This window comes from Pedobacter sp. B4-66 (assembly GCF_018492665.1).
Classification (GTDB): domain Bacteria; phylum Bacteroidota; class Bacteroidia; order Sphingobacteriales; family Sphingobacteriaceae; genus Pedobacter.
Genome location: NZ_JAFVME010000005.1, coordinates 157890 through 184293 on the forward strand (window position 1 = coordinate 157890; position 26404 = coordinate 184293).

At 37.4% G+C, this 26404-nt stretch carries 24 protein-coding genes; 11 read left to right on the forward strand and 13 right to left on the reverse strand.

The window, feature by feature from the left end; translation table 11 throughout:
• Positions 1 to 70: 70 nt before the first annotated feature.
• The 6 genes from J1905_RS10085 (at position 71) to J1905_RS10110 (ending at position 6506) form a co-directional block, all read left to right on the forward strand.
• Positions 71 to 373 carry an HU family DNA-binding protein gene (locus tag J1905_RS10085; RefSeq protein WP_008240139.1) on the forward strand — a complete coding sequence of 101 codons (303 nt, stop codon included), beginning with the start codon at positions 71 to 73 and terminating at the stop codon, positions 371 to 373.
• 7 nt (positions 374 to 380) lie between these two features.
• Positions 381 to 1247, forward strand: coding sequence for a tetratricopeptide repeat protein (locus tag J1905_RS10090; protein ID WP_214227152.1), 867 nt, complete (start codon positions 381 to 383; stop codon positions 1245 to 1247).
• Positions 1248 to 1497: 250 nt separating this feature from the next.
• The gene (locus J1905_RS10095; RefSeq protein ID WP_173089782.1) at positions 1498 to 3048 is read left to right on the forward strand and encodes an Rne/Rng family ribonuclease; all 1551 of its coding nucleotides are present in this window, start codon (positions 1498 to 1500) and stop codon (positions 3046 to 3048) included.
• Between the two features lie 100 nt (positions 3049 to 3148).
• Positions 3149 to 4525 (forward strand): DNA repair protein RadA, encoded by a 1377-nt coding sequence (gene radA, locus J1905_RS10100; RefSeq protein ID WP_214227153.1) that lies wholly within the window; start codon positions 3149 to 3151, stop codon positions 4523 to 4525.
• Between the two features lie 458 nt (positions 4526 to 4983).
• A complete protein-coding gene (locus tag J1905_RS10105; protein WP_214227154.1) occupies positions 4984 to 5541 on the forward strand; it encodes a LemA family protein in 558 nt (185 codons plus the stop codon).
• The gene (locus J1905_RS10110) at positions 5541 to 6506 is read left to right on the forward strand and encodes a DUF3137 domain-containing protein (RefSeq protein ID WP_214227155.1); all 966 of its coding nucleotides are present in this window, start codon (positions 5541 to 5543) and stop codon (positions 6504 to 6506) included. Before J1905_RS10105 ends, J1905_RS10110 begins: the two co-directional genes overlap by 1 nt.
• A gap of 41 nt (positions 6507 to 6547) precedes the next feature.
• On the opposite strand, the gene carB is transcribed toward J1905_RS10110, so the two are convergent.
• Complete coding sequence (gene carB, locus J1905_RS10115; RefSeq protein ID WP_214227156.1) at positions 6548 to 9364, reverse strand: carbamoyl-phosphate synthase large subunit; 2817 nt, start codon at positions 9362 to 9364, stop codon at positions 6548 to 6550.
• A 218-nt stretch (positions 9365 to 9582) separates the two neighbouring features.
• Entirely contained in the window at positions 9583 to 9900 is a 318-nt protein-coding gene (locus J1905_RS10120) for a carboxypeptidase regulatory-like domain-containing protein (RefSeq protein WP_214227157.1), read from the reverse strand.
• Between the two features lie 169 nt (positions 9901 to 10069).
• Here J1905_RS10120 and pnuC point away from each other — a divergent pair, with 169 nt between their 5' ends.
• From pnuC to J1905_RS10145, 5 genes are all read left to right on the forward strand, one after another.
• Complete coding sequence (gene pnuC / locus J1905_RS10125; protein WP_214227158.1) at positions 10070 to 10684, forward strand: nicotinamide riboside transporter PnuC; 615 nt, start codon at positions 10070 to 10072, stop codon at positions 10682 to 10684.
• Positions 10668 to 11201: an AAA family ATPase gene (locus J1905_RS10130; RefSeq protein WP_214227159.1), complete on the forward strand. Its 534-nt coding sequence runs from the start codon at positions 10668 to 10670 to the stop codon at positions 11199 to 11201. Before pnuC ends, J1905_RS10130 begins: the two co-directional genes overlap by 17 nt.
• A 263-nt stretch (positions 11202 to 11464) precedes the next feature.
• Complete coding sequence (locus J1905_RS10135) at positions 11465 to 13927, forward strand: TonB-dependent receptor (protein WP_214227160.1); 2463 nt, start codon at positions 11465 to 11467, stop codon at positions 13925 to 13927.
• Between the two features lie 4 nt (positions 13928 to 13931).
• A complete protein-coding gene (locus J1905_RS10140) occupies positions 13932 to 14564 on the forward strand; it encodes a thiamine phosphate synthase (protein WP_214227161.1) in 633 nt (210 codons plus the stop codon).
• A 66-nt stretch (positions 14565 to 14630) separates the two neighbouring features.
• Positions 14631 to 15926, forward strand: a complete 1296-nt coding sequence (locus J1905_RS10145; protein ID WP_250318071.1) for an MFS transporter — start codon at positions 14631 to 14633, stop codon at positions 15924 to 15926.
• Between the two features lie 382 nt (positions 15927 to 16308).
• Here J1905_RS10145 and J1905_RS10150 read toward each other — a convergent pair whose 3' ends face one another.
• The 11 genes from J1905_RS10150 to J1905_RS10200 all read right to left on the reverse strand — a co-directional run bounded on the left by J1905_RS10150 (position 16309) and on the right by J1905_RS10200 (position 26395).
• A complete protein-coding gene (locus J1905_RS10150; protein WP_214227163.1) occupies positions 16309 to 18063 on the reverse strand; it encodes an ABC transporter ATP-binding protein in 1755 nt (584 codons plus the stop codon).
• An 83-nt stretch (positions 18064 to 18146) separates the two neighbouring features.
• Positions 18147 to 18710 (reverse strand): ribosome recycling factor, encoded by a 564-nt coding sequence (gene frr, locus J1905_RS10155; protein ID WP_214227164.1) that lies wholly within the window; start codon positions 18708 to 18710, stop codon positions 18147 to 18149.
• Positions 18711 to 18752: 42 nt separating this feature from the next.
• Positions 18753 to 19460 (reverse strand): UMP kinase, encoded by a 708-nt coding sequence (pyrH, locus tag J1905_RS10160; protein WP_214227165.1) that lies wholly within the window; start codon positions 19458 to 19460, stop codon positions 18753 to 18755.
• Between the two features lie 23 nt (positions 19461 to 19483).
• Entirely contained in the window at positions 19484 to 20605 is a 1122-nt protein-coding gene (gene nagA, locus J1905_RS10165) for an N-acetylglucosamine-6-phosphate deacetylase (RefSeq protein ID WP_214227166.1), read from the reverse strand.
• 113 nt (positions 20606 to 20718) lie between these two features.
• A complete protein-coding gene (gene tsf / locus J1905_RS10170; protein WP_173089768.1) occupies positions 20719 to 21558 on the reverse strand; it encodes a translation elongation factor Ts in 840 nt (279 codons plus the stop codon).
• Positions 21559 to 21659: 101 nt separating this feature from the next.
• Positions 21660 to 22490 carry a 30S ribosomal protein S2 gene (gene rpsB, locus J1905_RS10175; protein WP_173089767.1) on the reverse strand — a complete coding sequence of 277 codons (831 nt, stop codon included), beginning with the start codon at positions 22488 to 22490 and terminating at the stop codon, positions 21660 to 21662.
• Between the two features lie 18 nt (positions 22491 to 22508).
• Positions 22509 to 22895, reverse strand: a complete 387-nt coding sequence (gene rpsI / locus J1905_RS10180) for a 30S ribosomal protein S9 (protein ID WP_048907935.1) — start codon at positions 22893 to 22895, stop codon at positions 22509 to 22511.
• An 11-nt stretch (positions 22896 to 22906) separates the two neighbouring features.
• Positions 22907 to 23350 carry a 50S ribosomal protein L13 gene (gene rplM, locus J1905_RS10185; RefSeq protein WP_048907936.1) on the reverse strand — a complete coding sequence of 148 codons (444 nt, stop codon included), beginning with the start codon at positions 23348 to 23350 and terminating at the stop codon, positions 22907 to 22909.
• 160 nt (positions 23351 to 23510) lie between these two features.
• Positions 23511 to 24281, reverse strand: coding sequence for an SDR family NAD(P)-dependent oxidoreductase (locus tag J1905_RS10190; protein WP_214227167.1), 771 nt, complete (start codon positions 24279 to 24281; stop codon positions 23511 to 23513).
• A 52-nt stretch (positions 24282 to 24333) separates the two neighbouring features.
• Positions 24334 to 24750, reverse strand: coding sequence for an L-rhamnose mutarotase (locus tag J1905_RS10195; RefSeq protein WP_214227168.1), 417 nt, complete (start codon positions 24748 to 24750; stop codon positions 24334 to 24336).
• Between the two features lies 1 nt (position 24751).
• A complete protein-coding gene (locus tag J1905_RS10200) occupies positions 24752 to 26395 on the reverse strand; it encodes a sodium:solute symporter (protein WP_214227169.1) in 1644 nt (547 codons plus the stop codon).
• Positions 26396 to 26404: the final 9 nt, after the last annotated feature.

Genomic DNA, 26404 nt, shown 5'->3' on the forward strand with positions numbered 1-26404 from the left:
AAAAAGCAATACTTTTGCAACCCCAAATCACGTATAAAGTATATAATACACTATAAATAAATAATAGAATATGACTAAGGCAGATATTATTTCAGAAATATCAACAAAAACAGGAATTGAAAAGGTAGATGTACAAGAAACCGTTGAGGCATTTTTCAAAGTGATCAAGAACAGTATGATCGGAGGAGAGAATGTATATGTTAGAGGTTTTGGTAGTTTTGTTGTAAAAAAGAGAGCGCAAAAAACTGCGAGAAATATTTCTAAAAACACTGCAATTATTATCCCAGAGCACTTTGTTCCAAGTTTTAAACCAGCAAAAGTTTTTGTTGATAAAGTAAAGAACAATTCAAAAAAAGTAAGCGTAGAAGCTTAATCAACTTATGCTAAACAATATCCGTTCAAAACAAATTATCATAATTGGAGCAATAGTATTGCTTGGAGCATTTTTGTTTACAAGGGATATTAAAGGTTTAGTTAAGCCAAAAGAGCAAACGAGCAATGTTCCTGCTGCAGGGCCAATGGCTTCAGAGGCTCCTCAACCAATCAGTTTGGAAGAAGTTTCGGCTTCTGGGAAAACTCTGATCAGCCCTAACTTTGCTGCTGAAATCACTTCACTTGAGAATGCATTTAAAGCTGCTGCTGATAAAGATAAAATCGCGTCGGCAAAAGTACTTGCTCAAAAGTGGGATGATGTTGAACAAAGCGCACCAAGTGCTTTATACCTTGAGATTATAGCCAATCAAGAGAAAACATTAAACAGTTGGTTAGTTACCGGAGACCGCTTCTTAAAAGCGTTTGATAGCTCTAGAGACAGTTTATTACAACCTGCATTATTACAGAGAGCAAATGCTGCTTATACTAATGCAATGAGTATTGACTCGACAAGCAACGACGCAAAGACAGGTTTAGGTATCACAATTGTTGATGGATTGGGAATGCCGATGAAAGGTATTGCGTTATTAATGGATGTGGTAAAAAAGGACCCAAAGAATTTGAAAGCGAATATGAGTTTAGGTACATTTGCAATCAAATCTGGTCAGTTTGATAAAGCCATCACCAGATTTAACAACATTATCGCCATTAAGCCTTCTCCAGATGCTTACTTCTATTTAGCTACAGCTTATGAAAGCCTCGGCAAAAATACAGATGCAATTGATGCTTATTTGAAGAGTAAAAAGCTAGCTGCAAATCCTAAGTTATCTAAATTTATTGATGACAAAGTATTGGAGCTAAAGAGTAAAAATTAATAAACAGATTTAAAAAATATTTAAAATTCAAGACTATGCCAAGCGGTAAAAAAAGAAAAAGACATAAAATGGCTACCCACAAACGCAAAAAACGTTTAAGAAAAAACAGACATAAGAAAAAATAATTTTTCTTATTGATTTGCACAGAAATAAGGCTACGATGAGATCCTAGCCTTATTTTTCGTTGCAAATGTTTTTTTTATTTGTCCATGTGTTAATAAGGCATTTATTGCCTTAAAATCTGTAGCTTTTGGTAAAAGAATTAATTATAGATTCCTCTCCACTGGGAGTAACCATAGCTTTAGTTGAAGACAAACAACTTGTAGAACTTCATAAAGAACAGATCAACAACAACTACGCCGTTGGCGACATTTATTTAGGCCGCATTAAAAAAATTATGCCGGGTCTAAATGCTGCGTTCGTAGATGTTGGTTATGAAAAAGATGCATTCTTGCATTATTTTGATCTCGGTCCTCAAGTTCAATCTTTAATTAAGCTAACTAAAATCAAGCGTAACGGCTCTGTTAATGGCACTCTACTGGATAATTTCAAGCTAGAAGGAGACATTAACAAAGCAGGCAAAATATCAGAAGTAGTAAGCAAGAATCTTGTTTTACCTGTTCAGATAGCAAAAGAGCCAATTTCAACCAAAGGTCCTCGTTTAAGTTCAGACCTTTCAATAGCCGGCAGATATATTGTATTAGTTCCTTTCTCTAATGTAATTTCTATTTCCAAAAAGATTAAAAGCAATACCGAACGTAATCGTTTAAAAAAGATTATTGAAAGTATTAAGCCTAAAAATTTTGGAGTAATTATCAGAACCGTTTCAGAAGGTAAAGGTGTTGCAGAACTCCAGAAAGATCTTCTAGATTCTGTAGCTAAATGGGAAAGCTTCATTAAAAAGCTTCCTGATGCAGAACCATCTAAACGGGTTTGGGGAGAAATGGATCGTACATCAACATTAATCCGTGATATTTTAAGCACTGATTTTACTAATGTTTATGTAAGCGATAATAACCTGTTTGAAGACATTCGTTCTTATGTTCATGAAATCTCTCCAGAAATGGAAAAGATTGTAAAATTATACAAACATAAGGAGCCTATTTTTGAGCATTTCGGTATTGAAAAACAAATTAAGAACTCTTTCGGTAAAACTGTAAACTTAGCAGGAGGAGCTTACCTTGTAGTTGAACATACTGAAGCTCTTCATGTGGTTGATGTAAACAGCGGGAACAGAACTGCGAGCAAAGAAAATCAGGAAGACAATGCTTTACAGGTTAATAAAGAAGCCGCTAAAGAAATTGCCCGCCAACTTCGTTTAAGGGATATGGGTGGTATTGTAGTAATCGATTTTATCGACATGCACAAACCTACCAACCGTAAAATGTTGTTCGATTATCTGAAGGATCTGATGTTGCTGGATCGTGCCAAGCACACCATATTGCCTCCAAGTAAGTTTGGCCTTGTTCAAATTACACGCCAGCGTGTAAGACCAGAAATGAACATTGTAACCAGTGAGAAATGCCCTACCTGCGACGGTACGGGGGAAATTAAGGCCAGTATTGTTTTAATGGATGACATTGAAAATAACCTGACCTATATTTTGCAGGAGCAAAACGAAAAAAATATTACGCTTTGTGTACACCCGTATATTGAAGCTTTCATTAAAAAGGGTTTTATCTCTTTACAGTGGAAATGGTTTTTTAAATTCGGACAACGAATCAAAATCAGAGCAGTCTCATCTTATAATTTGACTGAGTTTCACTTTCTTTCTTCAAAAGACGAAGAAATTAAATTGTAAGTTTTAACTTAATTAACAAACAGGCCCGATTTCTATGAAATTGGGCCTGTTTGTTTTAATAGAATTAAGCATAAATTCGTAGAATTAAATCGTAATCAAATTGGCTAAAACTAAATCAGCATATTTCTGTCAAAGTTGTGGATATGAATCGGCAAAATGGCTTGGAAGATGTCCTTCTTGTAATGAATGGAACACCTTTGTAGAGGAAATCATAGAGAAAACAAGTGCTAAAGTTCCTTCCTGGAAAACATCAACAGGTACCCAACGCTTAAATAAACCATCTAAAGTTGATGATATTCAATCTATAAGTGAAGACAGAACTTTAACGGGAGATCTGGAGCTCGACAGAGTATTAGGAGGTGGCCTGGTTGCCGGATCAGTTATTCTAATAGGTGGAGAACCCGGCATTGGGAAATCTACACTGATGCTTCAGTTGGCACTAAATATCTCCGGTAAAAAAATCCTATACGTATCAGGTGAAGAAAGCGAACAGCAGATCAAAATGAGAGCAGAACGCATCACTAAATCACCCAAGGCTGATTGCTATATCCTTACAGAAACTTCTACTCAAAATATTTTTAAGCAAATTGAGGCTCTTGAACCGAACATAATAATAGTTGATTCGATACAAACCCTGCACTCCTCAAATATTGATTCAACACCAGGAAGCGTATCTCAGGTCAGAGAATGTACGGCCGAATTACTCAGGTTTGCAAAGGAAACTGATACCCCTGTATTTTTAATTGGCCATATCACTAAAGACGGAACCATTGCAGGACCAAAAATCCTTGAACACATGGTTGATACTGTTTTACAATTTGAAGGCGACAGACATCATGTATACCGAATTCTACGCTCTATAAAGAACCGTTTTGGTGCAGCGGCTGAATTGGGAATTTATGCCATGCATAGTAGCGGTTTGAGAGAAGTATCCAACCCATCTGAAATCTTATTATCACAACGTGATGAAGAGATGAGTGGAATTGCCATATCAGCCACTTTAGAAGGCGCCAGGCCAATGTTAATAGAAACACAGGCACTGGTTAGCGCAGCGGCATACGGAACGCCTCAGCGCTCAGCAAATGGCTTTGACACTAAAAGAATGAATATGCTCCTTGCCGTGCTGGAAAAAAGATGTGGTTTTAGATTAAGTACTCGTGACGTATTCTTAAATATCGCCGGTGGTATTAAAGTTGAAGATCCGGCGATTGACCTGGCTATTATGGTTGCAATAATCTCTTCTCATGAAGATATAGCCATTTCTTCTAAAATTTGCTTTGCGGCTGAAGTTGGTCTATCCGGAGAAATCAGAGCCGTTAATAGAATAGAGCAACGTATCTCTGAGGCAGAAAAACTTGGGTTCGAAAGAATCTTTATCTCAAACTATAATTTAAAAGGGCTAATATTAGATCGATTTAAAATTGAGATAACTCCGGTAAGGAAAATTGAGGATGTATTTTCATTACTATTTGGGTAACTAATTAAATGTTTAAACAGCTATCGCTGTGTATATTTTACGTTTAGTTTCCACAGGTTGGGGATATTATTTCCCTTTAAAATATTTGACACAAATCCACCTAAAACTCACATAAACCTAATTACAAGCAAGTTACACCACGTAAACAGGCTTAAATATAAACTGGCCTGCTAATTGCAATTACCTACATGTTATCAGTCATTTATGAATGGTAATAAACAATAGGGATGATTATCCTCGTTATCGTAAGATAGCGAGGATTTTTTCATTTTAAGCCAAAGTAATTGTAATTTAGAACCCATTAAAAAGGTTCTCCTTTTTGATATTTGATTGATTAAACCCTGCCTTCTCCGAGGCAGGGTTATTTTTTATATCCCGTATTCATTCCACGAATTAAATGGCAGAGGAAAGTTAAATTTTAATACCTTTAAATCTTAAAATCTCTTAACCTTATAATAATGATTATAATATTTATTATCCTCTCCGTTATTTTGATATTTGGCGTCAGCATATATAATTCGCTGATTGGCAAAAAAAATCAGGTAACCAATGCTTTCTCTGCCATTGATGTTATGCTTAAAAAACGTTTCGATTTACTTCCAAACTTAATTGAAACTGTTAAACAATATATGCAGTATGAAGGAGACCTGTTAACCAAGGTTGTAGAATTACGTGCCAAAGCCGGTAATCCAAACTTAAGTAACGAAGAAAGGTTAGACCTTGACAAGCAATTAAGTTCAAGTGTGAAAGGCCTAATGGTAAACGTAGAGAACTATCCGGACCTAAAAGCAAATCAGAACTTTTTGAACCTACAAAGTACATGGACTGAAAGCGAAGAACAAATTGCGGCTGCCAGAAGAACTTATAACGCTTCGGTTACAGACTACAACAATGCCATCATGATGTTTCCAGGAAATATTTTTGCGGGGATGATGAACTACCAACCTATTGCTGTATTAGCCAACACTGAGGAGGAGCGTAAAAACATAAGTGCTAAAGACTTTTTTAATAACTAATGGCAGAAGAAACTGCAGCTCAACCCTCTCTACAAACTGTACTCAATGAGCTTGAAGTACAAAGAAAAGAGCTCTCAAACTTAAAGACAAAAGCATATTTATTTCTTGCTTCGGGAATAGCACTTATAGCTGTAGGTGTTATGTTGGGTAGCCTGATAATTGCCGGAGCCATTTGTGGTGGTATACTCATAATCGTTTCCATTGTATTTTTCAGTAAAGCCAGCCAAAAATTTAGTGATTACAGAGATCAATTTAAACAAAGAGTAGTCTCAGCAGCATTAAAATCTATAGATCAAAGCTTCAAGATTGAATATAAATATGGATTGCCTGAGAACGACTTTATTAATTCTCAGTTATTTACCCAACGTCCAGACAGATACACCAGTGAGGATCAAATTTATGGCAATGCAGGTAAAACGCAGTTCGCTTTCTCGGAAGTTCATGCAGAATACAAAACTGAGACTCAAACAAAAAACGGCAGACAAGAGCATTGGCATACCATTTTAAAAGGAATCGTATTTTGGGCCGATTTTAACAAGAACTTTAATGGTCTGACAGTAGTTAAGCCCAAAGACATGGGTAGCGCTCTGGGCGCCTGGATATCCGACAAAATACCAATCTTCTCTTCGTCTAGCAAACAGCTTGTAAAGCTTGAAAGCCCTGAATTTAACAAGGCTTTTGTGACCTATTCAACCGACCAAGTGGAAGCCAGATACATTCTGACTCCGGCAATGATGGAACGACTATGCGAACTAAACGACAAAAGTGGCGCAACAATCTCTGTATCTTTTATTGGCTCTTACGTTTACATTGCCTTCCCACTAGAAAAGGATTACTTTGAACCTCCTGTATTTAAAAGCCTGCTCACCACCAAATCATTAGATGAAGATCTTAGCATAATTCGTTTTATGTATGCAATTATTGCCGAATTGGATCTTAACACAAGGATCTGGGGCAAGGAATAAAAATTAGTTAAAATAAAAAAAGTCCCTTTCGGGACTTTATATTATTTAGATAAATACATTGATTTGTCTTTAATTAATTTCCTGAAGTAAGGGTCTTCAGTATCTTTGATAAACCTGATGGCCTCACCTGTCGACTTCATTTCCGGACCTAACTCTTTAGTCACTTCAGGGAATTTGTAGAAGGAGAATACTGGTTCTTTAATTGCATAACCCTCCAGCTTACGCTCGATTGTAAAATCTTTCAGTTTATTTACACCCAGCATTACTTTGGCAGCAATGTTAATATAAGGAACATCATAAGCCTTAGCAATGAAAGGAACAGTCCTTGACGCCCTTGGATTAGCCTCAATTACATATACTTTCTCATCTTTAACCGCAAACTGAATATTCAGCAAACCGATCACATTTAGTGCTCTGGCAATCTTTTTAGAGTAAACCTCCATGTCGTTCATTACCTTTTCAGATAAGCTGAAAGGCGGCAACACCGCACTAGAGTCTCCGGAGTGAATACCGGCTGGCTCAATATGCTCCATCAATCCAATGATATGAACATCTTCACCATCACTGATTGAGTCTGATTCTGTTTCTTCAGCTCTATCAAGGAAGTGATCAATAAGCACCCTGTTTCCAGGTAAGTCACCTAATAATTTTACTACAGCTTTTTCAAGATCCTCATCGTTAATAACAATGCTCATCCCTTGCCCGCCCAGTACATAACTTGGTCTTACCAATACCGGATAGCCTACTTCATTTGCTACAACAATTGCTTCTTCAGCATTCTCTGCAACACCATATTTTGGATATGGAATCTCTAGTTCTTTTAAAAGATCAGAGAAGCGACCTCTATCCTCGGCAACATCCATATCATTATATGAAGTACCAATTATCTTAATTCCATTCTCTTGAAGCTTTTCAGCCATTTTTAAGGCAGTTTGACCACCAAGCTGAACAATTACTCCAATTGGATTTTCAAGTTCTATAATTTCACGTACATGCTCCCAGAAAACAGGCTCAAAGTATAACTTATCTGCCATGTTAAAGTCTGTAGAAACCGTTTCAGGATTACAGTTAATCATGATAGCCTCGAAACCAGTTTCTTTTGCAGCCAGTAATCCATGTACACAAGAGTAATCAAACTCGATACCTTGTCCGATACGATTAGGTCCAGAACCTAAAACGATTACTTTCTTTTTATCAGATGGGATCGACTCATTCTCTTCTTCAAAAGTTGAGTAGTAATAAGGTGTTTGTGCAGCAAACTCAGCGGCACAAGTATCTACCATTTTATAAACTCGTCTAATACCTAAAGATTTTCTGCGCTCATAAACCTCATCTTCCGTTACATTTCCAAGCAGATAAGCGATCTGAATATCAGAGAAGCCTTTCTGTTTTAAGGTAAAGAAGAAATCTTTAGGGATATTATTTAGCGAATAACGTTTCAATTCTGTTTCCAGCTGAACTAATTCATGAATTTGCGATAAGAACCATTTATCGATACGGGTAACTTTCCGGATCGACTCCAATGGTACACCCATGCTCATGGCATCTTTGATCAGGAATAAACGATTCCAGCTTGGATGCTCAAGACCATGCATGATCTCTTCGATACTACGGCTATGTTTACCATCAGCACCCAAACCAGCTCTGCCAATTTCCAAACTCTGACAAGCTTTTTGTATTGCTTCAATAAAAGTACGTCCGATGGCCATTACCTCACCTACGGATTTCATCTGTAAGCCCAATTCCGTGTTAGCGCCTTTAAATTTATCGAAGTTCCAGCGAGGAACTTTCACAATCACATAGTCAAGTGTTGGCTCAAAATATGCTGATGTAGTTTTTGTAATCTGGTTTTCCAATTCATCCAGATTATAGCCTATAGCCAGTTTAGCTGCAATTTTAGCAATTGGATAACCAGTAGCCTTACTTGCCAATGCTGACGAGCGAGATACCCTTGGGTTAATCTCAATTGCAATAATTTCATCGTTATCAGGATTAACCGAGAACTGCACATTACAACCTCCTGCGAAGTTTCCTATTGCACGCATCATTTTGATCGCCTGGTTACGCATATCCTGGTAGCAGCGATCAGATAATGTCATTGCAGGCGCCACAGTGATCGAGTCGCCTGTATGGATGCCCATCGGATCAAAATTTTCGATAGAACAGATAATGATCACATTATCATTACTGTCCCTTAACAATTCCAATTCATATTCTTTCCAACCTAAAACAGCTTGCTCTACCAACACCTCATGTGTAGGAGAAGCTTCAAGTCCTCGTTTTAAAGCCTGGTCAAATTCTTCCTTCCTGTGTACGAAACCACCACCAAAACCACCTAATGTATATGAAGGTCGAATTACTAATGGATAACCAATTTCCTGGGCAGCTTCTTTACCTTCGAGGAAAGAATTGGCAATTTTTGAAGTTGCAACTCCCACACCTATATCAACCATTAACTGGCGGAAGGCTTCACGGTTTTCGGTTTTTTCGATTGCAGCAACATCTACACCGATCACCCTTACTCCATATTTCTCCCATATTCCGCGTTCAGATGCTTCAATACAAAGATTCAATGCTGTTTGACCACCCATGGTAGGCAATACTGCATCAATTTTACGTTCTTGTAAGATCTGCTCGATAGAATCTACTGTCAATGGCCATAGGTAAACATGATCACCGATTACTTTATCGGTCATAATGGTTGCAGGATTCGAGTTGATGATCGAAACTTCGATTCCCTCTTCTTTTAAAGATAAGGCGGCTTGAGATCCTGAGTAGTCAAACTCACAAGCTTGACCGATGATAATAGGACCTGATCCGATGATGAGTACCGAGCGTATGGAGGTGTCTTTAGGCATAAGGCTTTAAAAAGTCTAAAGTTATAAGGGTAAAAAATGCAATTATTGTAGACTGGAATTGTCTTAGAGATTTCTTTAGTATCATTAAAGATCCCCGACTCTTCTGTCGGGATGCAAAGTTACGCTTTTGATCATTATAAATCAGGTATTTTTTCAAAAACCCTCATAAACAGAAAAAGAGGCCAAATAGCCTCCCATTTAAGGTTTATTCCACAGATTTATTGCTTAAGTCTTATTTGTCCAACATCAGTTGTGGTACTATCCAACACAGCAACGTTTCCTAAAGATGCATCCCTACTAGGAAGTTTACCTTTTACCCACACTACATAGGTTCCCGGTTTTACATTACTAATGGTAAAATTCTCTCCATTAATATTAGCTTTTAATGTATCACTTCCTGATATGGCTATCACCTGTACTACGCTGTCTGCAGAGGAAACTTTCCCTTTAATACCGCCATCTTTAATTGTAACGAATGCAAATAATAACAGCGAGAATGCTGTAATTAACAAAAAATTCACACTTATCCTTTTCATGGGTAGTCAATTAATCCTTTACCATTTCTGTTATCAAACGTTCAATCTAAGGGTATCATTACGTAGTAATCATATTATTTTTTCAAATACAGTTTTAATTACAATCAGATGATTATAAGTATAAGAGCTATAATATTGTGAATACGCTTAGGATAATTACTTTTGGCAAATGTTTGATGTTTTAAAAGACAGTTTTACGCAGTTATTTCTACAAACCGGATTACTGGAATGGTTTGGCGTTTTCACAGGAATACTGTGTGTATGGCTTGCAGCCAAAAACAATATCTACAACTGGCCCATTGCAATAGTTAGCGTTGTTATCTATATTTTCATCTTCTTCGAATCGAAGCTATATGCAGATATGGGTTTACAGGTCTATTTTTTCGCCATGAATGTTTATGGTTGGTACTTTTGGAGTAAAAACAGAAATAACCCCGAAGCATCTAGACCAATTGCCATTATAACCCAAAAAGAAATTATGCTGTCTATTTTAGGCATAATTGTTTTTACTGGAATACTAGGTTTTGTGCTTAAGAAAAACACAGATGCCTCTTTTCCATTTTTAGATAGCTTTTGTACTGCCTGTAGTTTAATAGCCCAAATATTTCTTGCAAGAAAGGTATTACAAAACTGGCTAATCTGGATTTTTGTTGACATTATATATGTGGGCATGTACATCTCGAAAGATTTGTACGCTACAGCAGTTATGTATGCGTTATATGTCTATATTGCCTCAATAGGCTATTTAGATTGGAGGAGAACTTATCGTGAACAGACCCATTAAAAAGATAGCTATTGTTGGTCCGGAGAGTACCGGAAAATCAACCATTACCCAGCAACTTGCAAAACACTACAATACCTTGTGGGTACCCGAATATGCCCGTTATTATTGTGCAGGATTAACTGAGCCTTGTAATTTACAAGATGAGGTGAATATGTTTCACGGACAGTTGGCACTTGAAGATTCGATCCTCGCAATCGCAGAAAAAGATCTGATTTTCTGTGATACAACCTTCATCACTGTAAAAATATGGAGTGACGAAGTTTTTGGAGAAACTCCTCAGATTGTTCTGGATGCACTTCCAAAATACAATTACGACTTATACTTGCTGATGGATATTGATCTGCCTTGGCAAGAAGATCCTCTTCGGGATTTCCCCCATAAGCGTGAGCATTTTATGCAAGTTTGGCACAAAGAACTTAACACACTAAAAGCAACATATGTTATCGTTAGCGGACAGTCAGATGATAGGCTAAATAATGCAATTGCAGCTGTGGAGACATTTCTTAAAAACGCCTAGCCATCTCATTATCCTCTTGTTCTTGAATGCAAATTTACTGTTATAAAAAAAATCAATACCTTTGTGTTATCAAAAAGGGGTGCCTTGTTTTGTAAAAAACACGAAAACAGGCTGAGAGCATACCCATTATATCTTTAAACAGATATATGCACCTGATCCGGATAATGCCGGCGGAGGGATTGGAGTTATGGAGTTTAACTGGGCTGTAAGTACCCCTTACTTGCAGTGGTTTAACTAAAAGAAACAAGAAATTGAAAAAATTAATGATCACAGCACTTGCTGTGTTGCTATTACCAGTCTTGGTAAAAGCGCAATTCACTATTTCGGGTAGTATATCCGAAAAATCAAATGCTATATTACCTGGCGCAACTATTAAGTTAAAAAACAAATCTGCCGGAACAACTGCTGATAAACAAGGAAAATACGAATTAACCAATTTAAAGTCGGGAAACTACACCCTACAGATCAGTTACCTTGGGTATCAAACAATAGAAAAAAACATAACCATTAATTCAAATCAAATATTCGATTTTGTTTTAGTACAATCTGCTTTCCTTGCTGATGAGGTTATTGTAAGTGCAACCCGCGCAAACGAAAAATCTGCAACCACTTATAAAAATATCAGCAAAGCAGACATCGAACAAAACAACTTCGGACAGGATCTTCCCTTTATACTAAATAACACACCTGGCGTGGTTGTTACTTCCGATGCAGGCGCTGGTGTAGGGTATACAGGCATTAGGATAAGAGGTAGCGATGCAAGTAGGATAAACATTACTGTAAATGGAATCCCTTATAATGACAGCGAAAGCCAAGGTACGTTTTGGGTAAATATGCCTGATTTTGCTTCTTCTGTCGACAACATCCAAATCCAACGCGGTGTGGGCACATCAACAAATGGTGCTGGTGCATTCGGCGGAAGTTTGAACATTCAAACTACATCAAGTTCAGAAAATCCTTATGCAGAAATAAATAATACTTACGGCAGCTTCAACACGCTTAAAAACACGGTTAAGGTAGGTACCGGTCTTATAGATGGTAAATGGAGCTTTGATGGCCGTTTATCAAGAATTAGTTCTGACGGGTTTATCGATCGTGCAGCATCCAATCTTAAATCATACTTCTTATCGGGTGCTTACCATGGAAAAAGTGATATACTACGTGTAAATGTATTCTCAGGAGCAGAAGAAACCTACCAAGCCTGGAATGGTGTTCCAGAAGCTAAACTGAAAGGAGATATTGAAGCCCTAAAAGAACATTACAATAACAACCTCGGTTATCTATACAATACGAAAGCAGATTCTTTAAATCTCTTTAACTCGGATAACAGAAAATACAATCAGTTCCTTTACAAGGATCAAAATGATAATTACAAACAAAATCATTATCAGGCTTTATACGCAAAGCAGTTTAACGAGAAATTCTCATTCAATGGGGCACTACATTTAACGCAAGGCGAAGGGTATTTTGAAGAATACAAAAACGATCAAAAATTTAAGAAGTACGGATTGCCGAATGTAATAGTTGGCGGAACAACCATTGAAAAAACAAATCTGATTCGTCGCCGTTGGTTAGATAATGATTTTTACGGTGTTACTTATGCTTTTACTTACCAACCTCAGTCTAGTTTAAATTTCACCCTTGGAGGAGCATATAATCAATACAGAGGTAAACATTTTGGACAAATTATATGGGCAGAATATGCATCTACGGCAACTAATGATTACCATTATTACGATGGCAAAGGAAACAAAGATGATTTCAATAGCTACTTTAAGGTAAACTATAGTCCAGTATCTCAATTAAGCCTATTTGCAGATTTGCAATATAGAAATGTACAATATGATATCTCTGGAACAGACAAGAATCGTAGAAATTTAGACTTCAAGAATAACTACAATTTCTTTAATCCTAAAGTCGGAGCAACTTATTTCTTAAATGATTTAAGCAATTTTTACGCATCATTTAGTGTTGCCAATAAAGAGCCGAATCGCGATGATTTCACAAACTTAAAAGAAGGACTGGCAGTTCCCAAACCAGAACGTTTAAACAATGTAGAGGCAGGTTATCGTTTTAAAAACAGTGACTTTAATGCTGGCGTAAACGTATATGGAATGTTCTATAAAGATCAATTGATCTTTACAGGAGAAATCAATGAATACTCTGATGCTTACCGTCAAAATGTAGACAAAAGTTACAGAATTGGATTAGAGCTCGATGCTTCTTACATTATCAGTTCTCACTTTGCAGTTAATGCCAATGCAGCACTCAGCAGAAACAAGATTAAGAATTATATAGATTATGTATCTGAATATGATGCAGATTATAACTTAATTAATGTACAGGCTACAAATTATGCTAATCCAGACATCTCTTTTTCACCAAATGCGGTGTTATTCGGAGAATTAGTTTATAAGCCAGTAGCTGGCTTTGCTATTGCTTTGCAAAGCAAATATGTGAGCAAACAATACATGGACAACACTCAAAACGAAAGTCGTAAACTCAACGCATATTGGGTAAATAATGCAAGGTTAGGTTATGATTTTAACATTAAAGGAATTAAAAACATAAACATAGGTCTACTGGCCAACAACATTCTAAACAAAAAATACGAAAGTAATGGGTATACCTACAGTTCAATTTACCCTTGGGGAACTACAACAGAGAACTTTTACTTCCCTCAGGCCGGAACTAATTTCTTACTTTCGCTAAATTTGAAATTTTAATACCATGAAGAAGTTCATCGAAAAACTACATTTTATTACGCACGACATTGATCAGTTAACACATACCGAACAAGCACAAATAGCTTGTGAGGCAGGAGCAAAATGGATTCAATATCGCTGTTTAACTAAAAATGATGATGAGCTTTTAGAAGATATCAATGTGATTGCTGAAATCTGTGACGATTGGGGGGCGACCTTAATCGTTACAGATCACATTCACCTTAATGGTAAAGCCGACATACAGGGTTTCCATATTGAGGATATGGATGCTGATTTCACAAAGCTTAGAGCGCAATTAGGAGAAGCAGTAACTATTGGCGGTTCTTCGAACACAGTTGAAGGCCTAATCAAGCTTGCTAAAGAGGGTGCAGATTACGCCGGATTTGGTCCCTTCAGAGAAACCACAACAAAACCCAACAATGCTCCCCATATTGGTATAGATGGTTATAAAAAAGTCATTGCAACACTAAATCAAAGCGGCATAACTCTACCAGTTTTAGCAGTAGGAGGTGTTACCGCTGAGGATATAGAAGCCCTTATGGAAACGGGTGTTTTTGGTATAGCTGCCTCAGCAGCAATAAATCAGGCTGAAGACATGAGAGAAGCATATCTTACATTTTATGACAAGATTATGTAATTGCAATAAAAATAATCTTAAAATTTATTTGTCTATCAACTACATTTGTTCAAAACACTTTCCCTTTTGGACAATACCGAAATCATAGAAAAACCGGATCCTTTTTACGCTGTTCTGCTTTATAGAGAATTCAGATCTTACCTGGGCATGCGTTTATTTTTTACATTCGCTTACCAAATGCAAGCTGTTATCATCGGCTTTCATGTCTATCATTTAACAAATGACCCTCTTGCCTTAGGGCTTGTCGGGCTTTGTGAGGCCATCCCCGCAATCGGCATAGCCTTATACGGGGGATATATTGCCGATAAATCAGAAAAAAGAGGTCTTTTACTCAAAGTATTTTTTGGGGTATTTCTTTGTTCCCTAGTAATGCTTATAGTTACTACAAAACAAATGCATGCTTATATTCCCGCAAGTTATATTGTACCCATAATGTACCTTATGGTTTTCGGGATAGGAATAGCCAGAGGCTTTTTCAGCCCTGCAACATTCTCTTTAATGGCGCAGATAATTCCTAAAAGATTGTATCCAAAATCCAGCACCTGGAATAGCACAAGCTGGCAGCTTGCTTCTATACTTGGACCAATGGCTGGTGGTTTAATTTATGGTTTCTATGGCATAACGGTAACTTACTACGTAATCATTGCCTTCATATCGATCTCATTAGTTTGCATTTTCTTTTTAAAGCCTCATCCACCAACATATATCCCGAAAGAGAGTATAGTAAAAAGCCTAACGGAAGGCGTACAATTTGTATTTAAAAATAAAATGATGCTTGGTGCAATGAGCCTCGATCTGTTTTCTGTATTTTTTGGAGGGGCAGTAGCCCTACTACCGGTATTTGCTAATGACATCCTTAAAGTAGGCCCAGAGGGATTAGGACTTATGCGAGCAGCAGCCTCAACAGGCGCTGTACTCACCATGCTTACCATGACCGTTTATTCTCCTATGAACAAACCCTGGAGAAACCTTCTAATTGCTGTAACTGGATTTGGAACCAGCATCATCTGCTATGGCCTATCTAAAAATTTCTATTTGACACTTGCGCTTCTATTTATGGAAGGCGCCTTCGATAGTGTTAGTGTAATCATCAGATCCACCATCATGCAATTGCTAACACCAGACGATATGCGCGGACGTGTATCAGCTGTAAATAGCATGTTCATTGGCTCTTCTAATGAAATAGGAGCCTTTGAGTCGGGTTTAACTGCAAAACTGATGAGAACAGTACCTGCTGTAGTATTTGGGGGCAGTATGACCATTCTTGTTGCAGGTATCACCTATCTCAAAACAAAAAACTTAACAAAACTAACCTTACAAGAAATCAATGAGCATAATGATCCTGCATCTTTAAGTAGATAAGGCTATTTTTTATGCATTCGTCTTCTAATACTAAAGCTCAATAATTTTTTTTGGCTTCTAAAACTACCTCGGCTTTTAGTCGGGTCTTGTTCGGCCTTTATTCGACACCCGTCGAACGAGGTACGAACAAGGTGCGTTTAAAGGTGGTGTTAAAGACGACTATATTATCGGTTGAAATTTGGATTTTATTCGGGCTCAAAACTATAGCAATAAGATTCTAGCCACGTTGCAGATCCAATTTAATTAAAACATCAATTGCGCTCCATTGATATTTTAATTAAATGTAAGCAAAATATAAATCCACGATTACATTGCATGCGTTTTACCGCGCTATTCGACGCAATTATACGGAATAAGTCCTTTTGGCCGTTTTAGATGACATTTAAATGGCAATAGATGATCTTTCACCAACCTGTTGTCTCCACATCGCATAATATAAACCGCTTTGAAGCACAAGCTCGTCATGAGTCCCTTGTTCTATTACATTACCCTTCTCTAATACATAAATCCTATCTGCATGCTTAATTGTAGATAAGCGGTGGGCAATTAATATCGTCATGTGATTATCTATATCAGATACCTCTTTAATTGTTGCTGTAATCTCTTCTTCGGTTAAAGAATCCAAAGAGGATGTAGCTTCATCAAAAACCAGAATATCAGGTTTGCGCAGTAAGGCTCTAGCAATAGATAAACGCTGTTTTTCGCCGCCAGAAACCTTCACCCCACCTTCGCCAATCATAGTATCCAAACCTTTATCAGCTCTTGCCAATAAATTCTGACAAGCAGCCTGATGCAACACCCTCATACATTCATCATCGGTAGCTTCGGGTCTTACAAACTGTAAGTTCTCTCTTATTGTTCCGGAAAACAATTGCGTATCCTGCGTTACAAAACCTATTTTTTCTCGTAATACATCTAGATCAATATTTGTGGCAACAACTCCATTATACTTAATCGCTCCAGCCTTGGGCTGATATAACCCAACCAAAAGTTTAACAAGGGTAGTTTTACCAGAACCAGATGGGCCAACGAAGGCAATCGTCTCTCCAATATTGGTTTCAAAATTGATACCATTTAAGGCATTTGTAGAGGCCGATTGATGTTTAAAGCTAACTTCATCAAACTCCAATTTCTTGATTTTAGCAATTGAGGTTGGATTATCAGGTTTCTTATCCTTTGGAATAGACATGATCCTCTCAAAATTATTCAAAGACACCTCTGTTTCTCTGTAAATATTAATGATATTTCCCAATTCCTGTAATGGGCCAAAAATAAAGAAAGAGTAAATAAACAACGAGAAGAATTCACCTACGGTAATTCTTCCGGCAAATATCAGGTACATCATTAAAAAGAGCAGTCCATTACGCAACAAATTCACAAACGTTCCCTGAATAAAGCTTAAACTGCGAATGTATTTCACCTTTTTAAGCTCTAAGCCCAAAATCTTGGTGGTTGTAGTGTTTAGCCTGTTTATCTCTTGTTTAGCAAGCCCTAGACTTTTCACTAACTCTATATTGCGCAAGGATTCTGTAGTTGAACCTGCAAGAGCGGTTGTTTCGGCTACAATATTCTTTTGAACTTTCTTAATGCGTTTGCTTAGAACTGAACTTAAGAATCCAAGTAAGGGAATAGAAGAAAAATATACCACCGCAATAACCCAATACACAGAAATAGCGTAAACAGTTACAAAAATGATTCCTATAATACTTGTAAACAGGACATTTATTGCCGCCTGAACAAGTTTCTCAGTATCTAATCTAACTTTTTGTAGAATACCTAATGTTTCACCGCTACGCTGATCCTCGAAAACCTGATAAGGTAGCTCCAAAGAATGAGCAAGACCATCAGAATATATTTTAGCACCTAATCTTTGAGTAATTACATTTACATAATAATCCTGAAAATTCTTGGCAATACGAGACACCATTGCAGCCCCCATAGCTAATAAAATAAGTACGCCTGCTCCTTTTATAAACTCATCGGTACTATAATTTTTATAGTTAGTAACGTATTTATCAATGATTAAGCGAAAAACGTACGGATCTAGAAAAGAAAATATCTGATTAACTGCAGCCAGAAAAAGAGCCAGAAGTATAAGGCTTTTATAGTTTTTTAAATAGCTGAATAAGATTTTCATAAATAAAATTTGTTAAAAATAAACAAAGGGAATGAAGCATTAACCTCATTCCCTTTAATTTACGTATAAATTATAATCTTGACTTAAACAGTCATGATATCTTTCTCTTTTGCTTCAGCGTGTTTATCGATTTTTACAATGTAAGCATCGGTAATTTTTTGAACTTCGCCTTCACCGGTTTTGATTTCATCATCAGAAACACTCTCACCTTTCAATTTTTTAATCCTCTCGTTAGCATCTTTACGGATGTTACGAACAGTAATACGACCTCTTTCTGCTTCTTCCTTAACCTTTTTCACTAAATCTTTTCTACGCTCTTCAGTTAAAGGCGGAACTACCAAACGAATGATAATACCATCGTTTTGAGGATTAATACCAATGTTAGCTTCCATAATTGCACGTTCAATAGGAACTAGCAAAGCTTTTTCCCAAGGCTGAATAAGCAATGTACGCGCATCAGGAGTATTGATACTTGCAACCTGGCTCAAAGGAGTTGGATTTCCGTAATAATCAACCATAATACCATCTAGCATACCAGCTGAAGCTTTTCCTGCACGAATTTTCGTCAGTTCCGACTCGCAGTGCAAAATGGCCTTGTCCATGGTAGCCTGAGTATCTTGTAATTGTTTCTTTATGAGGTCATTCATGATGTGTAAAATTTAACCAAACTTATATAAAATTTATTGCAATTAGTTTCTAACAAGTGTACCTATGCCATCGCCATTAGCGATTTTCATAAAATTACCTGTTTTGTTCATATCAAAAACAATAATTGGAAGTTTATTCTCTTCGCAAAGTGTAAAGGCAGTCATATCCATTACGTTTAACCCATTTGCGTAAACCTCTTTAAAAGTAATTTCTGAATATTTTGTTGCTGAAGGATCTTTCTCCGGATCTGCGGTATAAATACCATCAACGCGGGTTCCTTTTAAAACAACATCAGCTTTTATCTCGATAGCGCGTAAAGCAGCTGCCGAATCAGTAGTAAAATATGGGTTACCGGTACCAGCTCCAAAAATTACAACACGTCCTTTTTCAAGGTGACGTACAGCTCTTCTACGGATAAATGGCTCACAGATTTGTTCCATTTTTATTGCTGTAAGTAATCTTGTTTTAAGACCAACTTTTTCAAGCGCATCTTGCAATGCCATACTGTTAATTACGGTAGCTAACATACCCATATAATCAGCTTGAGCACGGTCCATCCCAGATTTTTCGGCGCTTAAACCTCTAAAAATGTTTCCTCCACCAATAACAATTGCTATTTCAAGGCCTTTGGCATGTACCGCCTTAATGTCTTCAGCATATTGCTTTACAACCTCATTATCAATACCATACTGCTTATCGCCCATTAGCGACTCGCCACTTAATTTCAATAGGATCCGTTTATACTTCATGACTCCAAAAATAACTATTTGTTTTAATTAATAAGGCTCAAATGTTCAACTCCCTCTGCAAAAACTTTTATCAGGTCTAAATTCTCAGAAAGCAATACCAAATCGGCTCTATTACCAACCTTTAAATTACCAATTTTAGCACTCAGATCCATAAGTTTTGCAGGGTTCTGTGATGCCAGGTTCAAAGCATCTGCCAATGGGATGTCGCAATGCTTCACACAGTTTTGTACAGCTTGCAACATTGTAATATTAGATCCTGATAAGGTTCCATCAGGAGTGATGAATTTGTCACCTAAAAGTTGATGCTGATAAGGGCCGATATCACATGATGTCACTGCATCAGTTATCAAAAACATTCTTTCCTTAAGCAGTCTATAACTCATTTTTACAATTTCAAAATCAACATGGCATCCGTCTGCAATGATACTTGCCATTGCCTTAGGGTGACTAAACACCGCTGCAGGCAAATTTGGCGATCTGTGATGAATCGAAGGCATGGCATTAAATAAATGCGTTGTAGTTTTAAAGCCCATATTATAAGCTCCTGTAGCCTGTTCAAAATTTGCATCACTATGCCCCAGAGATAATACGATATCATTATCGAGCAGGTAATTTATTACCTCATCATCCTGAAGTTCGGCAGCTATGGTCATCATTTTCACGGTACCATCTGCATACTCAAGTAGCCTTTTCATCTCATCAAGAGATGCCTTGCAAATGAATTTTTCTATGTGTGCCCCTCTGCGTTTTGCATTAATATGAGGGCCTTCCAAATGAAGCCCTAGAAAGCCTTTGGCTTCGCTACGATAAGCTTTTGCCGCAGCTACAGACTGATTTACTACTTCAGGAGTATTTGTTGCTACACAAGCTAAAAAGCTTGTAGTTCCCTTACTTAGCAAATCCAAATCCATTTGCTTTAATGTTTCTGCTGTTGGATAGGCAGAAAAAAGATTCTTTCCACTACCATAAATCTGCAGGTCAATAAAGCCAGGGCTTAGGTAACTTCCTTCAGCATCTACAATTTCATATCCGTTTGGAATCTCTTCAGTGCTGATTTTTACGATTTCACCACTATCAATTAAAATATTATGATCTATGATTTGCAGACCATCTGCGAAGAACTTACAATTTTTAATAGCTAACATACAAATAGAATTATGTCCAAACTTAGATTATAAAAAGCGTTTATCAGAATATTTCACGCACAAAAAAGGTCCCTTGAAAACAAGGAACCTTTCTTATATCAGTGTAAAAGCAATTAAGCTCCTAATTGTACACGTTTAAATGCAGTAACAGTTAAACCGTTAGCAGTATCATTTAAGAATTTACGAACATCTTTAGATGAATCTTTAACAAATTCCTGGTTTAATAAAGTACTGTCTTTGTAGAATTTATTCAATTTACCAGCAGCAATTTTCTCTACCATTTCTTCAGGTTTACCTTCAGCACGGATTTGTTCTTTAGCGATTTCAGTTTCACGCTCAATAGTAGTAGCATCAACATCAGCTTTATCTAAAGCAACTGGATTCATTGCAGCAATTTGCATTGCAACATCTTTACCAGCTTCGTCAACACCAGCAACATCTTGGTTTAAAGCAACCAAAACACCTAAACGGTAGTTACCGTGGATGTAAGGAACAACTTTATCACCTGAAACAGTTTCGAATTTAGAGATACCGATTTTCTCACCGATTTTACCAGTGTTTTCGATAATGATATCAGAAACTTTCTGACCATCAACTTCTAAAGATAAAAGCTCTTCTAATGAAGCTGGGTTTTTATCGATAGCTAAATCAGTAAATTTATTAGCCAAAGCAACGAAATCAGCATTTTTAGCAACAAAGTCAGTTTCGCAGTTTAATTCAACAACAACACCACGTTTGCCATCAGCTGTAGCTTTAGCAATAACAACTCCTTCGTTAGAATCACGATCCTGACGTGAAGCTGCTACTTTAGCACCTTTTTTACGTAAGTAATCAACCGCTGCTTCGAAATCACCGTTAGCTTCGATTAATGCTTTTTTGCAGTCCATCATACCAGCACCGGTTTGTTGGCGCAATTTGTTTACATCTGCTGCAGAAATTTGTACTGTAGACATTTTATTTCCTTTTTAAGTTATTATCAAAAATTATGGGTTGTACGTGATAGTTGTAAGTAAAACCTCCAACGCACAGCATACAACCCAAATTATACTATTAATTAAGCTTCTTCGCTTGTACCTTCTTCGGTTTCAGCTTCGCTACCTACTTTTTTTCTTCTTGCACCAGGAGCAGCAGCTTCAGGAGCATCAGCAGCAGCTTTAGCAGCTACAGCTTCTTTTTCAGTTTCCTCGTCTTTTTCACGTTTGCGCTCATCTAAACCTTCTTCAATTGCTTTGATGATAACATCAGTAATTAAAGAGATAGATTTAGTTGCATCATCATTCGCAGGGATTGGGAAATCGATGTTTGAAGGATCAGAGTTAGTATCAACCATTGCAAAAGTTGGAATGTTTAATTTCAACGCTTCGCTAACAGCGATGTGCTCTTTTTTAACGTCAATTAAAAAGATAGCAGCTGGTAAACGGTTTAGATCCGCGATACCACCTAATAAGCTTTCTAATTTGATACGCTCACGCTGAATCATTAAACGCTCCTTTTTAGAAAGGATTGAATAAGTACCGTCTTTAGTCATTTTATCGATGGTAACCATCTTCTTGATTGACTTACGTACAGTAGCAAAGTTAGTTAACATACCACCTAACCAACGTTCAGTTACGAAAGGCATGTTTACTTTTTTTGCTTGCTCAGCAACGATTTCTTTAGCTTGTTTCTTAGTTGCTACGAAAAGAATCTTACGACCAGATTTAACGATCTGTTTGATTGCTGAAGCAGCTTCTTCAGTTTTAGTTAAAGTTTTATTTAAATCTATAATGTGGATACCATTGCGCTCCATGAAAATGTAAGGCGCCATTTTTGGGTTCCATTTACGGGTAAGGTGACCAAAGTGTACACCTGCATCCAATAAGTCTTGATATGTAGTTCTTGCCATTGTTTTGTCTCCTTAAGATTAACGTTTACTGAATTGGAATTTCTTACGTGCTTTTTTACGTCCTGGTTTCTTACGTTCAACCATACGCATATCACGGGTCATTAACCCTTTAGCACGTAATGCTGGTTTTTTCTCAGCATCTAATTCAACAATAGCTTTAGCGATAGCTAAACGAACTGCTTCTGCTTGACCTTTAACACCTCCACCCGCTACATTTACATTAACATCATACTGACCAACTAGTTCAGAAACTTCGAACGATTGGTTAACGATGTATTGTAATGGTAACGTAGGGAAATATACTTTATGGTCTTTACCATTTACGGTAATAGTGCCGTTGCCTTCTTTTAAATAGATACGTGCAACAGCTGTTTTTCTTCTTCCTGAAGTGTTTGTAACTGACATTTCTTCTTTAATTAAAGTTTAATGGTTTTTGGTGATTGTGCCTCGTGCGGATGCTCTGAACCTGCGTAAACATATAAGTTGGTGTATAATTTAGCACCAAGTTTTGTTTTAGGTAACATACCACGAACAGCTTTCTCGATAACACGTTTTGGGTGTTTAGCCATTAACTCTTTTGGAGAAATGAAGCGTTGACCACCTGGGTATCCAGTGTAAGAAGTATAAATTTTCTCTGAAAATTTATTTCCTGTCAACTTAACCTTGTCTGCATTAATAACGATAACGTTATCACCGCAGTCTACGTGTGGGGTATACTCAGGCTTGTTTTTACCACGGATGATCATTGCGATCTTCGATGACAAGCGCCCCAAAATCTCGCCTTGTGCGTCAACAACAACCCACTGTTTGTTAACAGTTTTTGCATTGGCAGAGACAGTTTTGTAACTTAACGTATTCACTTGCTTGTATTTAATTTGTTTAACAATTATTTATTCCCCCTAAATTTTAGGGACTGCAAAGATAGTGTAATATATTTAATTGTCAAACAGTTGAAGAAATATTATTCCAATAATAAAAATGCACCCTTAACATAAAAAACATTACCCCATCATTTCCAGACTACATCAACGCCCTATAACCAAGCTCCGCACCACCACTAACCGGCAAAATTGTTCCGGTAATAAACCTCGCCTTTTCCGATAGCAGAAAGACACAAGCATCGGCAATCACATCCCCTTCAGGACAATAGCCCAATGGATGTATCTTATCTAAATATTGCTCTATTGATGCTGAATTGGGCTGTTCCTTACTCCATTGACGCAGCATCGGTGTCCAAACACCAGCAGGCAATACCGCATTTACCCTTATTTTATATTGCGCATAATCAAGCGCCATCGATTTCGTTAGTGCGTTCATTGCACCTTTAGTACCTGTGTAGGCAGCATGGTTCTCCTGACCTATCTCCCCCACAAGACTGCTTGTATTTAAAATACATCCTTTTGATTTTTTTAATGCCTCAAATCCAAATCGTGTAGTATACATCACACTTTTCAAATTCACATTCATTAAATATTCCCACTCTTCATCACTCGTTTCATGTAAAGGTTTAGACGGCGATGCCACACCTGCATTATTATGTATCGCATCTAACTTTCCATAATGGGCTATGGTCTGCGCAATCGCAGCTTCAACATCAAGAGCCTTAGATACATCACATACAATTCCCAGATGTGCAGATCCCAATTGCTCTACCGCCTCTTCAACTGGCTTAGCCGAAGACGCCGCAACAACAACATTTGCACCGGCTTCAGCATACGCCTTTGCACATTCAAAACCAATCCCCGCTGAACCTCCCGTGAGGAAAATAACTTTACCGGATAATAATTGCATATTCAATATTTTTCTATAAATCTTTTTATTCGTTATTTAAAGGGCACTCCCTTTAATCTGTATGAAAAACCTCTTCCATATTTGTCCAGATCTGCTTTTTAGCAGCTGTTTCAGGCAAAGGTTGTTGGCATGGATCGGTTTCCTTCCACCATTTCTGAGTATCAGGATCATCTGCCATCTTCTTCATATCCGCATCAAAATCAGATCCTGCATATTCAAAATAACTGAACAGATAGTAGGCGTCCCCTATCTTTTGGAGATAGATTGAGTAATTCCTGATGTTACATTCTTTTATTTTTTTCAGCACAGAAGGCCAGGCATTCGCGTGTAATTTTTTATAATAATCTAGCTTGTCTGGCTTTAGCCCCGTTACAGAACCAAATCTTTTAACATCAACTGATGCGGTTTTTTCTTTACATCCGGCGAAAAAAACACCAACAAAAAACACAAGGAGAATATATCTTTTCATTTTATCTGAATATATAGTACAACACACCTGTAACCAATAAAAGTAATCCCGACAGCACTTTATAATTCCCTAACCCTTTCCATGCCGAACCCTGCAAAGGTTCTAACGGTGATTTCCAATAAAGCTGAGCGCTCTCTTCCGTATGTTGCACCGGATAGATATAAGAAAAGCTTACCTGAATAATCACACAGGTGCAAAAAAGGTAAAATGCCATCATCATAAATGGTATGTGACCAATCAGCGTCTCAGGAAATAATTTGTTAATAGCAAATACCACAACCCCTAAAACAGAACCAATCCATAGGGTTAATTTGGCCGATTGAGCTGATGCTCCTTTCCAAAACACACCCAATAAAAACACACAAGTTATGGGTGGAGCAATATGAGCAATGATATCATTAATACCACTAAATATACTTTCGTATCTATTAAGCAAAGGCAATAGCCCTAATGAAAACACCAGTGCAATACCGGCAGATATTTTCCCTATTCGAATTAATTGTTTATCCGATGCTTCAGGGCGATAACGTTGATACATATCATAACTCACCAATGTTGAAATAGAATTTAATGCTCCCGAAACCTGGCTCATTAATCCAGATAAAAGTGCCGCCACTAAAACACCAATCAATCCCGAAGGGAGCAATTGAGTAATCATCAATGTATAAATCCCTTTTGAGTTTACATTTCCTTTATCATCAAGACCTAAACTACTTACATCTAGATGGCCCGACTGCACCAAGGTATAGGCAAACAAACCTGGCAATACAAAAATAAAAACCGGTAAAATCTTTATAAATCCACAAAACAAAGGGCCTACCCTTGCATGGTTTTCATCTTTAGCACCAAGCACACGCTGCACAATAGTCTGATCTGCGCACCAGTACCAGATACCCAAAATAGGGTAACCCAAAAACACAGTATACCAAGGCATTCCACTACTATCGCCATGCGGACGTAACATAGAAAGCTTATCCATTTCACCTTTGCTTTTTAACACATCGGTCATTGATTCCCATCCTCCCATTTTATTAAAGGCCGCGTAGCTGATGATAAATGCTCCTGCAAGTAAAACCACCGTTTGAATAGACTCTGTTACAACTACCGCTTTTAACCCTCCAATTATGGTATAAATAGCTGTGATCACACAAATTACAATCACACTCACATACATGTTGAGCCCAAACAGCGTTTTCAGGACAATTCCGCCAGCCAACATTGAGAATGCGATATGGATAATTATTGCCGATACCACTGAAATCACTGCCAGCCAATCACGACTAGAGCGATCATAGCGTTTCTCCAGAAAATCTGGTAGTGTAGCTACTCCTGACTTAATATAAAATGGAACAAAAAACAACGACAGCAGAATAAGTGTAAAGGCGGCCATCCATTCGAAATTACCGTTAAGCAGGCCGCTGTCAAAACCACTTTGCGCTAAGCTAACCAAATGAACTGTAGAAATATTTGTGGCAAAAAGAGCCAAGCCAATTGCAGGCCATTTTAAAGTCTTACCAGCTAGAAAATATTCACCGGCAGCATTTGCTTTACTTTTACGTCGGTGACTAATCCCCGCCCATAAACCTACGGCTAAAATACCCAAGATGTATATAATAGTAATACTTAAGTCTAATGATTTTAACATTGCTTATGT